General features: G+C 67.6%; 15 protein-coding genes and 1 tRNA gene. 1 reads left to right on the forward strand and 15 read right to left on the reverse strand.

Features of this window, described 5'->3' with window-relative positions; translation table 11 throughout:
- Positions 1 to 13: 13 nt before the first annotated feature.
- The 4 genes from LWF15_RS02930 to LWF15_RS02945 form a co-directional block, all read right to left on the reverse strand.
- Entirely contained in the window at positions 14 to 1,168 is a 1,155-nt protein-coding gene (locus LWF15_RS02930) for a beta-1,3-glucanase family protein (protein WP_232808757.1), read from the reverse strand.
- A gap of 36 nt (positions 1,169 to 1,204) precedes the next feature.
- Complete coding sequence (locus LWF15_RS02935) at positions 1,205 to 2,665, reverse strand: carbohydrate-binding protein (RefSeq protein ID WP_232808758.1); 1,461 nt, start codon at positions 2,663 to 2,665, stop codon at positions 1,205 to 1,207.
- A gap of 93 nt (positions 2,666 to 2,758) precedes the next feature.
- Entirely contained in the window at positions 2,759 to 4,351 is a 1,593-nt protein-coding gene (locus tag LWF15_RS02940; protein WP_232808759.1) for a glycosyl hydrolase family 18 protein, read from the reverse strand.
- A gap of 187 nt (positions 4,352 to 4,538) precedes the next feature.
- On the reverse strand, positions 4,539 to 5,591 hold the full coding sequence (locus LWF15_RS02945) for a hypothetical protein (protein ID WP_232808760.1): 1,053 nt from the start codon (positions 5,589 to 5,591) through the stop codon (positions 4,539 to 4,541).
- Positions 5,592 to 5,725: 134 nt separating this feature from the next.
- Between LWF15_RS02945 and LWF15_RS02950 the strand changes: the two genes are divergently transcribed.
- A tRNA-Gly gene (locus LWF15_RS02950) sits at positions 5,726 to 5,799 on the forward strand.
- Positions 5,800 to 5,888: 89 nt separating this feature from the next.
- Here the strand turns inward: LWF15_RS02950 and LWF15_RS02955 are convergent.
- The 11 genes from LWF15_RS02955 to LWF15_RS03000 all read right to left on the reverse strand — a co-directional run bounded on the left by LWF15_RS02955 (position 5,889) and on the right by LWF15_RS03000 (position 12,844).
- Positions 5,889 to 7,037: a tyrosine-type recombinase/integrase gene (locus LWF15_RS02955; protein ID WP_232808761.1), complete on the reverse strand. Its 1,149-nt coding sequence runs from the start codon at positions 7,035 to 7,037 to the stop codon at positions 5,889 to 5,891.
- Positions 7,037 to 7,249, reverse strand: coding sequence for an excisionase family DNA-binding protein (locus LWF15_RS38045; RefSeq protein ID WP_352396436.1), 213 nt, complete (start codon positions 7,247 to 7,249; stop codon positions 7,037 to 7,039). The genes LWF15_RS02955 and LWF15_RS38045 overlap by 1 nt, the downstream gene beginning before the upstream one ends.
- A complete protein-coding gene (locus tag LWF15_RS02960) occupies positions 7,246 to 8,916 on the reverse strand; it encodes a replication initiator (RefSeq protein ID WP_408622478.1) in 1,671 nt (556 codons plus the stop codon). The genes LWF15_RS38045 and LWF15_RS02960 overlap by 4 nt, the downstream gene beginning before the upstream one ends.
- Before the next feature lie 95 nt (positions 8,917 to 9,011).
- The gene (locus LWF15_RS02965; protein ID WP_232808763.1) at positions 9,012 to 9,191 is read right to left on the reverse strand and encodes a hypothetical protein; all 180 of its coding nucleotides are present in this window, start codon (positions 9,189 to 9,191) and stop codon (positions 9,012 to 9,014) included.
- Positions 9,188 to 9,454, reverse strand: a complete 267-nt coding sequence (locus LWF15_RS02970; RefSeq protein WP_232808764.1) for a hypothetical protein — start codon at positions 9,452 to 9,454, stop codon at positions 9,188 to 9,190. The genes LWF15_RS02965 and LWF15_RS02970 overlap by 4 nt, the downstream gene beginning before the upstream one ends.
- 3 nt (positions 9,455 to 9,457) lie before the next feature.
- Complete coding sequence (locus LWF15_RS02975; protein ID WP_232808765.1) at positions 9,458 to 9,844, reverse strand: hypothetical protein; 387 nt, start codon at positions 9,842 to 9,844, stop codon at positions 9,458 to 9,460.
- Entirely contained in the window at positions 9,841 to 10,023 is a 183-nt protein-coding gene (locus LWF15_RS02980) for a hypothetical protein (protein WP_232808766.1), read from the reverse strand. The genes LWF15_RS02975 and LWF15_RS02980 overlap by 4 nt, the downstream gene beginning before the upstream one ends.
- A 1-nt stretch (position 10,024) precedes the next feature.
- A complete protein-coding gene (locus LWF15_RS02985) occupies positions 10,025 to 11,224 on the reverse strand; it encodes an FtsK/SpoIIIE domain-containing protein (protein WP_232808767.1) in 1,200 nt (399 codons plus the stop codon).
- A 407-nt stretch (positions 11,225 to 11,631) separates the two neighbouring features.
- Positions 11,632 to 11,826: a hypothetical protein gene (locus LWF15_RS02990; protein ID WP_232808768.1), complete on the reverse strand. Its 195-nt coding sequence runs from the start codon at positions 11,824 to 11,826 to the stop codon at positions 11,632 to 11,634.
- Position 11,827: 1 nt separating this feature from the next.
- The gene (locus LWF15_RS02995) at positions 11,828 to 12,097 is read right to left on the reverse strand and encodes a hypothetical protein (RefSeq protein ID WP_232808769.1); all 270 of its coding nucleotides are present in this window, start codon (positions 12,095 to 12,097) and stop codon (positions 11,828 to 11,830) included.
- Between the two features lie 285 nt (positions 12,098 to 12,382).
- Entirely contained in the window at positions 12,383 to 12,844 is a 462-nt protein-coding gene (locus tag LWF15_RS03000; RefSeq protein ID WP_232808770.1) for a hypothetical protein, read from the reverse strand.
- Between the last annotated feature and the right edge of the window lie 71 nt (positions 12,845 to 12,915).

Here is a 12,915-nt window from a genome sequence, read left to right on the forward strand (position 1 = left end):
TTGGTGGTTGCCTCTAGAAAGGCTGAAGGGTGAGGGTCACGTTCTTGGGTGCGTTGTCCTGGATGTACGAGGCCTGCTCGCAGACGTCGTCGTAGGCGAAGCCGTAGGCCTTGCCGTCGACCGTGTTCTGGTGCAGGACACGGGAGTAGTGGTTCGTGGTGGTGCCCGGGTAGAACTGCGCGGGGTCGGTGATCGGCTGGTTGGGCTTCAGCAGCACGCCGCGGTTCAGGCCGGCCGCCAGGATGGCGCCGATCGGGCCGCTCACCCCGTCGTTCGGGGAGACCAGGGCGCCGTTGCAGAAGAAGACGTCGCGGGTGGTGGGCTTGGCGAACGTGGCCTTGACCGCGCCGTTCTGCCGGAAGACGAAGTTCGAGCCCTCGACCTTGCCGGTGTACTCCTGGTTGTTGGCCACCATGCGCATCGTCTGCGAGCTGTACTGCGACCAGCGGGCGTTGATGTTCGCATCCAGGTACGACCCGGAGAACAGACCCGCATCGATGCCGTGACCGGGTGCGATCACCCGCAGGTCGCCCTGCACCAGCTTGGCGAAACCGGCCTGCTTGCGCAGCGCCTCGAAGACCTTGGCCCGGGCGCCGTCCTTCCACTGCGCGATCGACTGGGTCTTGCTGCCCTGGAGCGTGATGTACATGGGCAGACCGAACATGTCGACCATGGTGGTGTTGCAGTACATCCCGGAGTCGTTGTTGGTGAACTCCATGAAGTCGTGCACGATGTTGAAGTTCGGGTCGCTGCTGACCCAGCCGGCCGGGTACTGCAGGCCCAGGCCGTTGCCGGCGCCGACCACCTTGAACTTCAGCTGCTGACCGACCGAGATGTACACCCGGCCCGAAAGCGTGGCCAACGGCAGGGAGTTCAGCTCGCTGAGCCGGATACCGTAGTTGGTGTAACCGTTGTTCGTATTGTCGGACAGCGCGATCTCGGCGAAGTTGCCGTCTTTCCGGATGTGCCCCATCTTGCCCGTGGACAGGTGGGTGCCGACCGCGTGGACCCAGATCTGGTCGCTGCTCTTGCCGCTGTTGTTGACGATCTTCAGCGGCAGGCCGTTCGCGGCGTGCACCAGCTGGGGCAGCCCGAAGAGACCGGCCGCCCCGAGAACACCGCCACCGATGGCGCCACGGATCAGGGTACGACGGCTCAGATTTGGCATAGCAACAGTCCTAAAACTCAGAGGGTTAAACGGGACTCAACGCGCGAAGGTGAACGAGTCAAGGTCGACGAACTCGGCGGGCGAGCCCGACTTGAAGGTCAGGTACACATCGTGCGTACCGGTCGTGGGCCGCATTTCGCCCGGGATGTCGCGGAACTTGTTCCAGCCGCCGGTACTGGCCACCGAAAAGGTCGCGGCCGGTTCGGCGGTGGCGCTGTCCAGCCGCACCTCGACGAGGCCGCTCACGCCCGGGTCGGCGCCGGAGGCCACCTTGGCCACGAGGGTGCGGGCCGGCCGGTCGCCGAACCGGACGCCCTTGAACACGGCCGAGTCGCCGTTCGCGATCGAGCCCAGAGCGCTGCCGCCGTTCACGGTCTTGATGCCGCTCTGGCTGTCGAAGCTCTCGGCCTCGATGGCGCCGAACGCATCCCGGCCACCACCGGTGCCGGGCTCCACACTCTCCCCCGGCTCAGCCGGCTCCGTCGGCGTACCGGGCTCGGTCGAAACCGGCTCGGTCGAAACCGGCTCCGTCGTCGCAACCGGCTCGCTCGGCTGGGTGCCCTCGCCGACGTCCCCACCCTTCTGCGAGACCGACACGTAGTCGACGATCATCGGCTTGCCCGAGGCGGTGGAAGACGTCGGCATCCCCGGCCACCCGCCACCCACGGCCACGTTTAGGATCAGGAAGAAACCGTGGTCGGTGGCCTTGGCCCAGGTTTCCGCGGACACCTGGTCGGACTTGACCGTGTGATAGTTCTGCCCGTCCACGTACCAGCGCAGCTGCTCGGGCAAGGTGCTGCGGTCCAGCTCCACCGAGTAGGTGTGGAAGTCGGCCTGCAGGCTCGGGCTGAACCCGCTGTGGCTGTTGCCGAGCCCGGTGTTCTCGTTGCACTCGCCGCCCGGGGCCGTGCCGCAGTGAATGGTGCCGTGCACGGTGTTCTCGCCGTTGACGTTCTCCATCACGTCGATCTCGCCGGTACCGGGCCAGTTGGTGTACACGCCGCGGAACGGCTCACCCAACGACCAGAACGCGGGCCAGATGCCCTGCGCAGCAGCACCGCTCACGTCGGGAAGTTTGATCCGGCTCTCGAAGCGGACCACTCCGCCCTCGGGAGCGGCGAAGTCACTGCGCTGGGTCTCGATCCGGGCGGAGGTCCAGTTGCCCGAACCGTCCCGCAGCGGGGTGATGTTCAGATTGCCGTTGCCGTCCAGGCTGACGTTCTCCGGCCGGTCGGTGTGGGCGGCGATCTCACCGGTGCCCCAGTTGGCCGCTCCGCCCGGGTAGCTGTGGCCGATGTCGAAAAGCCAGTTGTCACCGGAAGGTGAGGCACCCGCGGCGCCGTCGAAGTCGTCCTGCCAGACGGTGGTGAAGCCCTCTGGGGCGGGCGCGGAGTTGCCCGGCGAGGCAACCGCGACGGCGGTGGCGACGGCCAGAGCCACCGCGCCGGACGCGATGACCGCCGTTCTGCGGGCACGCGAAAGACGTTGCTGTGACATGCAGGTGATCCTGTTCAGGGGAGGTTCACGAGGAAGGGCCGGCGCCCGGCCCTATCAGGGCAGGCCGGGCGCCGGGTCTAGGGGGCGGGCCGGTCAGGAAAGACCGTTGGCCACGGCCTTGGTCAGCTCGGCGTCGCTGGTGTCACCGGAAAGGTCCCAGGAGAAGGCGCCGCCCAGCTTCTGCTGCTTGGCGTAGGCCATCTTCCCGGCGATGGTCTCCGGCGTGTCGTAGCTCCACCACTCGCTGCCGCACTTGGCGTACGCGGTGCCGGCCACCTTGCCCGTGGCCGGGCAGGTCTCCTTGAGCACCTTGTAGTCCTCGATGCCGGCCTCGTAGGTGCCCTTGGCCGCGCCGGTGGCCGAACCGCCCGGCTCGCCCTGGGTCACCCCGGTCCAGCCGCGGCCGTAGAAGCCGATCCCGAGCAGGAGCTTCTCGGCCGGGATGTCCAGGCTCTTCAGCTTGGCGATGGCCGTCTCGGAGTCGAAGCCGGGGTTCGGCGCGCCCTTGAAGTCGGTCAGGGGCGAGTGCGGGGCGGTCGGGCCCTGCGCGCTGAAGGCGCCGTAGAAGTCGTACGTCATGGGCAGGTACCAGTCGACGTACTTGGCCGCACCGGCGTAGTCGGCCGCCTCGATCTTGCCGCCTTCGGTGCCGTCCGCGGTGATCGCCGAGGTGACCAGGTCGTCGCCGAACTCGGTGCGCAGCGCGGCCATGACCTCGCGGTAGGCGTCGAAGCCGCTGGTGTCGGTGCTGGCCCCGGTGGCGTTCGGGTACTCCCAGTCGATGTCGATGCCGTCGAACACGTCGGCCCAGCGCTCGTCCTCGACCAGGTCGTGGCAGGACTGGGCGAACGCCTTCGGGTTCTTGGCCGCCTCGCCGAAGCCGCCCGACCAGGTCCAGCCGCCGAACGACCAGATCACCTTCAGGTCAGGGTGCTTGGCCTTGAGCTGGCGCAACTGGTTGAAGTTGCCGGCCACGGCCTGGTCGGTGGAGTCCGCCTGACCGCTGACCGATCGGTCGGCCGGGAACTTCTTCTCGTAGTCGGCGTAGGAGTCGCCGATCACGCACTTGCCGCCGGTGACGTTGCCGAAGGCGTAGTTGATGTGGGTGAGCCGGTCCGCGGCGCCGCTGGTGTCAAGGTCTTTCACCTGGAAGTCGCGGTCGTACGTGCCCCACTGGGTGTAGTAACCGATGACCTTCGTGTCACCCGAGGGGACCGAAGTAGGGACGTCGGTGGGCTCGTCCGTCGGTTCATCGGTCGGCTCTTCGCCGGGATCCGTAGGGTCGGTGCTCGACCCGTCTGTAGGCTCCTGGGTCGCCGTAGGTTCAGAACTAGGGACGTCGGTGGGCTCGTCCGTCGGTTCGTTCGTCGGTTCTTCGGTCGGGTTCTCGGTCGGGGTGCCGGAGCACGCACCGCCGTCCGTCCACACGTCGGCGCCACCCTTCGCCCCTGGAACGTCGCTGTAAGACCACCATTTCGCGGTGTACGAGTGGCCCTCGTAGGTGACGACGTCGCCGCCGTTGTAGGCGAGGGTCTTGTTCCAGGCAGCTCCGGTGCACTTGGTGGCGGCGGCCGCTGCGGTCTCAGGGTTGACCGCGTTGGCGCCCATGGGCGTGAGTGTCGCAACCAGCGCGACTGCCGCCGCGGTGGCCGTCAGCCCCGCAGCAGCGATTCGAGCTCGCTTCATGGTGATCCCCTTCAGGGCGGGAGTCATGATTTATGAGGGCTCTTCAATTAAGTGCCGATACGTGAACGTAGCAGCGCAAACGAGCCCTGAGACCCACCCTGAAGGCGTTTAGGAATCATTTAGGTACGGCCAAAGAGGCTCATACCCAAGACATCGCCGATGCAGTGCCGCGACTGGCGCCCAGCGCTCAGAGCGTGTAGCGGTCGACCCCGAAGTTGTCCTCGTCCAGCACGATTCCACCGGCCGCCTCGACCAGCGCCCGCGTGGTCCGCGCGATCAACGGCGCCACCCGGGCCCGGCTGGTGCGGTACCCCTCCGGCGGGTAACGCATTTCCCGGGCCGCCGGATCGGGCGCCTGCCAGCGCACCTCGTAGGTGACCAGTTCCTCGTTGGCCCACGGCTGGCCGGCCACGGTCGGATCGTCGGCGTCGGTCAGGTGCACGAGCACCTCGACCACCCCGTCCGCCCCGAAGTCCTTCACGATCGCGAAGCCGTCGATCACGTCGTCCTCGGCCAGCATCTTGCGGTCCCGCTCGTCGGCCGCCGCATGCAACCGCTGCAGGTCGCCCGGGCTCAGCGCACTGCGCCCCACGTCCTTGACCAGCAGCTCGCCGGTGTAGGCGGCGGCCGGCGGCCCCGCCCAGTCTTCCCCCTCGACCGCCAGCACCGCGCCGGGCATCTCCCGGGCCACGATGCCCAGCAGCACGTCGGGCTCCAGCCAGGTCTTGGAGTGCACCACGTAGTCGACCGCGCGCTCCGGATCCGGCTGGATCAGCTGCAGCGTGCCCGCCACCCGCACCGCCCCGCCGATCCGCCGGGCCAGGCTGACCAGCAACTGCAGCGCCCGCCCCTCTTCCCGCCAGGGCAGGCCCTCGGGGAAGGCGTAGGCGAAACCGTCCCGGTCGTCCACCCCCGGCAGCGGCGGATCTTCCCGCTCGACCGGAGCCTCCAAGCAGTAACAGACGGTCCAGGGCATCGGGACGCCCGCATCGACCGCGTCTTCCATCGACAGCTGGTAGGGCCCGGTGATCCGGCTGTGCCGCCCCAGCTGCACCTCGCCGGTGTCGTACAGGTCGCTGTGCGGGACCCGGTCCCGGACCAGCGTGTCGACCACCTCGAGGTCGACCGTGGTCGGGCAGAGCAGGAGGTGGCGAGCCGCCAGGTCCTGGACCGACATGCCCTCTTCGACCTCGGCGGCCGGCTCGGCGGCCTGCTTGTCACGTCCCCAAAGCCCCGCCACGAACGCGCCTCCCGTCGAGATCCCTCAGCCTGCTAAAGGTAGCAACCGCACACACGCGGAGAGGGGATGACCACAGGCCGCCCGGTCTTTGATAGTGTGTGCTCGCCCGGTCCAAGAGGTCCGAGACGGGGCATGCGGGCGTAGTTCAATGGTAGAACATCAGCTTCCCAAGCTGACAGTGCGAGTTCGATTCTCGTCGCCCGCTCCAGCACGAAGGCCCAGGTCAGAGACTATTTCCCCGACCTGGGCCTTCATCGTTTGCTGGCTCGTAGTGGCCCGCGTGCCCCTGGCGTGCCCCTACTGGCGGTCAGCTGCGGTATCTGGGGTGTCGTCGCCGGTCGGCTTGGGCGTGCCGAGCATCGTCTCCAGAGCGTCAGCGATGCGACGGTCACCGCGCGTGGAGCGGTGCTGATAGATGAGGGCGGCCTGCATGCTGTCGTGTCCCATACGGGCCATCAGGTCACGCAGGGACGCCCCCGACTCGGCGGCGAAGGTGTTGCCGGTGTGGCGTAGGTCGTGGAAGTGCAGGCCGTTGGCTCCGATGACCGCCACGGTCTTAGTCCACCGGGTGACCTTGTTGAAGTTGCTTCGCCGCAGCGCGCCGCCCTTGACGCCGGTGAAGACGTAGGCGTCCGGGCCGGGCTTGGTATAGACGTCCATGTGCTCGGTCAGGGCTGCCATGATCGGGCGAGGCAGAGCGACGACCCGGCGACCGGCCCGGGACTTGGGTGGCCCCTCGACCAAGGCGCCCGATGACAGCTCGACCAGTCCCCGCTCGATTCGGATCGCGCCAGCCTCCACCTGGACATCCCGGCGCCGCAGAGCGATGGCTTCACTCCAGCGCAGACTGCCGAACGCTGCGACCAGGACCAACGCTTTGTACCGGTCCGGCATCCGGTCCGCCAGCTTCGTGACCTGAGTCACAGTGAGCACCGGACGTTCCGGGGTCGGTTCGGTCCCGGCCCCGGCGATCCGGCAAGGGTTGCGCGAGAGCAGCCCGTCATCTACTGCGGTCATCAGAATGGCCCGCAGCAGTCGGTAAGCCTTCGCGACCATCGTGGCCGACACACCGTCATTGAGCAGATCAGCCCGCCACCGTCGCACGCGAGGACTGTCGAGCTCCCCCAAACTCACCTTGCCGAGCTGCGGTTCGATGTGTGTCCGGAACGTCCATTGGTACATGTCGCGTGTGCGCTGTCGCAGGCCCGACCGTTCAGCGATCCAACGATTGCCGAAGTCTCGCAGTAACTCTGCCACGTCATCCGGATTGGACCACTGACCACGCACGAGTTCAGTCTCAGTCCCGCTGAGCCACTGATCCGCCTCCCTCTTGGTGCGGAACGTCTCAGGAGCCGGACGGCGGATGCCCTCAGGATCGAGGTAAGACGCCTGATAGCGACCAGACGGCAGCTTACGAACCTTGCCGAAACGACGACGCCCGGCCATCAGGCAGCCCTCCCCCGACGAGGACGACCAGCTCTCGGTTCAACAGTTCCGGCCGAAATGAACTCCACCAGAGCGGATTCCGGGATCCGAACGAACCTTCCAACATGGACGTAGCGAATTCGTCGCTCGGCCACCAGCCGACGCGGGAAGCGAACGCCGGTACCGAACAGCTCCCCGGCCTCTTCCAGACTGAACAGTCTCTCCAGACTCATGCCGCCGTTTCCTCTCTGTCGTTGCCAGTTGCCGAAAGATTTGTGTCTGCGGGTGGGGGTTGACCGTTCTTGGCCGCATCCAGTGCAGCGCGCCACTTTTGGCGTTCTGCTACGGCGAGGAGTAGCCGGTGGCTGAGTGGCGCGATGGGGTCGCGCTTGTCTGCCACACGCCAGGAGAAGCGGTCACGGGTCATGTCCTGTGACGGGTCAGATCGGCCGGCACTCTGGCCGCTGCCAGTGGTGGGGTCGTTGACGCCGAGGGTGGCCATGACCCAGGCGCGGCGGTCGTGCTTGTGGTCGGCCAGGGTCTTGCCCGACCACTTGCGCGAGACGAGGATGCGGCGCCCGGCGTAGCCGAGGTGTTCGCGGCGGTGTGCCTTGGAGCGGCAGGAGCCCGGACGCTGACCCTCGTGGGCGTTCTTGGGGGCGATGCCGTAGCGCAGCCAGTTGGCGCAGGTGGGCGAGCAGGGTTCGACGGCGAGGGCCTGGACCAGGCGGTCAAGGTGGGCGCTCTGGGCGCCGTCCTCGGGCTCGTGGGCCTCGGTCATGGACTTGGTCAGGTACTTGGCCAGGTAGCCCACCCGGCGGTCAGCCTCCGGAGTGCCGGACAGCAGGCCCTGGACGTCGACCTGAGCACCCAGGCGGGCGACGTGGAACGGCTCGGCGTCCGGGTCGGCGTCGATGGCGTCCAGGGCTTCATCCCAGCCGGTGAGCTGTTCCCCGGTGGTCGGGTCGACGAAGATGCCCGCGTACTTGTCGCCGGTCTCGGCGTCCGGGATGTACTGCCAGACAGGGGCATTGAACTCATCGAATACCGGTTCGCCGACCTTGGGCCACCACACCTGGTGGTAGGTCGCGGCGACGACGCGGCGGAACAGTGCCCGGGGGATGGTGCCCCGGATGGCGAAGTGGGCGTGTGCGGCCAGGCGGCGCTGTGGCTCGACAGCGGCGAAGTACTGCACGTCATACCCGGCGACCCGGCGCAGGTTCTGGACCAGGCGGTCAATGAGCCGGGAGAAGGCGATGGCGTCTCGGGCGGCGGCGCGGTAGTCGTAGGTCGAGGGGTCGACCGGGGTGCCATCGGCCCGCACGTGCCCGTAGGAGGGCAGGGTGACGGTGGCGAACATGGAGGGGCGGAAGACGGTGCCGTCGTGGCCGGTGAAGGCCCGCCCGAGGGTGGTGTCGGTCATCTCGTTCTTGGGCAGGTCCGGGGCATCCTGTCGGCGGCGGGTGGAGCGGACCCGGCGAGGCTTCTTCGGCGGGTCGATGTCCCCGCGGACTCCGGCTTTGCGCAGATCGGTATCGACGCTCTGTGCGGCTTTGGTGCAGGCCAGGACCGCGCCCTGATTGTCGGCTGCTTTCATCTCATCGCGGGCGGCGGTGATGTCGGCGCGGGCGGTGGCCAGCTCCCGCTGTTCGGTGTTCGGGGTGTCGGGGGTCAGGTCCGGTTCGGTGACCAGGTGCCATCCCTCGCGGCACTGGTGCACACGCAGGCGCCGGGCACGTTCGGCGCACGAAGGGCACTTGGAGGCCAGGGTGGCGCCGCAGGGCACGTCGACGTGACGCACGTGCCCGGTGTGTTCGTCGGTGACCTTCATCGGCACGGGGCGGATGCACACCCCGTGGGAGACCGCGACGGCCTCGACAACGTCTTTGGCCAGCGGCATCCGGGCACGTTGCAGCCGCGATCCAGGGCGGGGAGCATCGGCCAGCGATTCGGCTGGCACTTCGGCCGGGGTGGCGTCGTCGAGGACCGTCACGGTTACAGCACCTCCCAGTGTTCGTGCGATGCGTGCGAGAACGCCTGCCGGTCGGCGGATTCTGGGTTCGATGTGGTGCAGGTCCACAGGCAGCCGGGGATCATGCAGTCAGCGGCGAACATCCCGGCGGAGCCGACCAGCAGCCAGGGCTGGGCGGGCCGGTCGGCAGTGCGGCGGCTCATCGGGTCCGCTCCTGGCGCAGTGCAGCGGTCATCGTGGTCAGGTCGATGCCGAGGTGCGTGCAGTGGTCGACGACCTGTTCGGCGTCGCTGAGGAAGGCCCAGACATGGGATGGTTCACTTTCCTGGCAGCCCCAGCACAGGCCCATGCACGCGACCCCTACCGCCGATCTTGCTGTGACCGTGACGACCTCGCCCAGGTGTCCACAGACCTGGCACTCTTCACGGCGAGGGCAATTGCGGGTGTCCTCCAGGTTGATGCTCACTGCTCAGGCCCCCTTCTGCAGGTGGGCCAGGTAGATGCCGCGCATCCTCTGGCGGGTGATCCCGAGGTGTTCGCAGTGCCGGGCGATGCAGTCCTCGACCCGGTCGGCGCCGAGGTCTTCGGCGGGCTGGCCGGTGTGGGAGTCGCAGACCCGCAGGCAGGCCACCAACGCGGACGAGCCGATCACAGCCGTAGCCGAATGAGCATCGGCGGTGCCGCAGAAGTCGCAGCCGCCGAACCGGTCACAGTCGGCACTGCTGTGCAGATCGACAACGGGACGGTGGGGCGACTGCTTGGCGGCGAAACGTCCACCGTGGCAGTACAGATCACGGTGAACCTGACGATCCTGATAAGGACCGCCGCACGTGGTGCAGATCTTCCGCAGCGTCATCCCCGCACCGCCCGCCAGATCAGGGCGACGATGGCGACCTGGAGCACGAGAACAGCCGCCAGGCACCACGGCCCGCCGAGGATGAAGGCGGCCAGGGGGAAGACCAGCGCCCAGAAGGCGATGGCGCGCAGGATGCGGGTGATCCACTGAACGTTCGTCGTGATGTGCAGCTGTGCCATGTCAGCCCACCGCCCTGAGTGAGCCCGTCGGCTCGTCCTCGTCGTTGTCGTTGGTTGGGGTGTCGTGGAAGGTGGCGCGGAAGCCGGTGCCGGAGGTGACGAACCGCACCAGTTCGTCAATCTCGGCGTCATCGACGTACGCCGCGCGCACCCGGGCCGGGACGCGGGAGGCCCGGATCTTGAAGCCGATACCGGCCGTGGACGGGTCGTTGGGGATCTCGTCGGCAGCAGCACCACGCAGCCGGGCACCGTCGCCCAGGACCATGTCCGGGTGAGCGGCCGAGGTGACCCGCAGGCAGATCCGCACGGTGAACAGCTCCCGCACCGGAACCACGTCCTTGGACGGCTCCTGCACCTCAGCCAGCATCCCGTGACCAGTCGCCCGGCCCTGAGTCCCAATTTCTTCCAGAAGCTTTCGGGTCTCACGGGCGTTCGGGCCGAACGAAAGCAGCGCGGCCATCTCGTCCAGGACCAGGAGGTTGAACGGCGTTTCTCGGGACAGCTCGAACTTCGCGCGGCGGTCGGCAGCGTGACGACGCTGAGCGACCCGGCAGTCCTCGGTGAAGTCCTGGATCAGCTCCAGAACCTCATCCGGTTCAGCCGCGTACCTGTAGGCCACCCCCTGACCACGCGACAGCTCCATGCGCTTGGGGTCAACCATCCAGACCCGGACCAGGCCGTCACGGATCAGCGGGGCGATCGACCGCAGCGGAGACCAGATCAGCGACGCCTTACCTGAGCCGGTCGCACCAGCGACGAACCAGTGCTGACCGATCAGGGACTCCAGCCAGTCCGCGCCGTACTCGTCTTCGCCCAGGTAGACCGCGCCCAGGTCGACCATGCTCGAATCGGCCGGCATTACCGGGGCGTCCAGCACTTCGGTGAACGGCTCGGAGCGTTCGATGACCAGTCCCACGACCTGCGGGCGGGTGCGTTCGACGGCGACCCGGACCGCGCCCAGGGCATCGGCGATCTGCTCGGCCCGCTCTTCCCAGGTTTTGATCGACTGCCCCGGAGCCATCCGGACCATGACCGTGTCGATCGTGGGCGAGTACGAGTAGACCCGCAGCACCCGGGGAATCTGCGTGACCCCGGTACGGCGCTTGACCGGCGCCAAGTCGACCGCCATGCACACATCGGCCCAGCGACGACCCACGTAGACGCCCCAGCGACGAGCGAACGCCCGAAGTCGCGGAGCCATCACCCGGTCGTAAGAGTCCGGGTGGCCCCGGTACCAGGCCGTCAAGCCAGCAGCAGCACCACCAGCGATCCCCGCCATACCGGTCGGGCCGACCTCAACCAGACCAGCACCCAGAGCCGCGGGAGCCAGCGAGAGAGCGGGGTGACGGCAGGCCCAGGCCGCCGCACGCCACTCCCAGCCGGGCTCACGTGAGGACTGCCGATCCGGAGCCGGAACCACCGACTTGCGCGGCGCAGAAGACGTGAAAACGCCCATGCGGAAACCTCAATCCTTGAACGAGGGCAGGACCGAACCCCGGCCCAGCTCCCACACGTCCGCAACGCAGCGCAGACGCAGAAGGGGAAAGCCAGGCCGGGACGATCCCTGCCGAAAGAAGCGCCCAGAAGTTCCGGGCCGAAACGCTTTGCCTACCGGCCGGAGTCCTCGGACATGGTCCGGCTGACGTCGTCGAGCACCAGGACCAGCACGGCCACGTCACGGGTCAGCCGGTCATGAGCGCCCTTGAGCTTGGCTGACTCCGGAGCGCTCTTGGCGACCGGGCGCAGCATGGTCATGGCGTTGCTCAGGTCGTCCATGCAGTCTTCGAGATCCACGCGCGCCATGTCAGAACCTCCACTCCTGGGCCATCAGATCGGCCTGCCCACGACGCACACGACCCTGCAGGACCTCCAACGAGGATTCAGCCCGCTTGACCAGGGACATCAGCTCTTCCACCGTCACGACACCTACCGGTCCTGACTCCAGACCCTGTACCTGCCCGACCACCCGCCGGGCGTCCTCCAGCACTATCCGAACGTGCTCGATCATCGAGACCAGCCGGTCGTACTTGCGACGGCTACGGGCGTTGACCACCAGACCTACGGGCGTCGTCATCGCAGACCCCCACCCGAAAAGGCAGAGACGGCCGGGGTAGTGGAGAAGAAGCGGCCCCGGTCATCGCGCAGCGGCAGAGGCGGCTGAGCCGTGCAGGCGCCGCACTTTCCCTGATCGAGGCTGGAGGCCGGGACCAGCGCGCGGCACTGCGAACAGCGCTGCCTGGCACGACCGGCGTGCATAATCATCTGTTGCATCGCGGTGTACTCCCATTCATTCGCCGATGTACGCCCCCGGGCCGGTGGCCGCCGACCCGGGGGCACCTGATGCGACCTTGTGAAGCTGTCAGGCCGCCTTGCCACCCTCAGCGGACGCCGACCGGGAAGCACGGCCCGTCGTGGGAGCCGAACCACCCGGGGCCTGCCCCTGCGGATGAACACCCGTGGCGCGAAACGACAGCGCCATACGCGCCCGGCCGTTCCCACGCCCCTCCTGGATGTACGGGGTCACCGTCAGACCGGAAAACTCCACGGCCCGCAGACCCGTCCCAGGCAGAACCTCCTCCGGCAGCATCGGCACGTGAGGAGCCGTGACCTTGACCTTGACCTCCTTCTCCCGAGCCTCGGGGTCACGGTCGATGCAGGTCACCGTCCAGACCAGCTCACCGGTCTGCTTGTCCTTCGAGGGAGACTGCCGCCCCGTCTTCTGGTCGTAGTCCATCGCCTGCTGCACGCCCATCGCGTACAGACCATGCGGAAACGCGTCCGCCATCGGCACCGTGAACCGGTAGCCACCCATCAGCGCCATGCGCTCTCCCCTCGCAGCTCCATGAGCCGCTTTCGTATAGGGGGCTAAACCGTGAGCCCCAGTAAAAGCCC

This window comes from Kineosporia rhizophila, assembly GCF_021277265.1.
GTDB lineage: Bacteria > Actinomycetota > Actinomycetes > Actinomycetales > Kineosporiaceae > Kineosporia > Kineosporia rhizophila.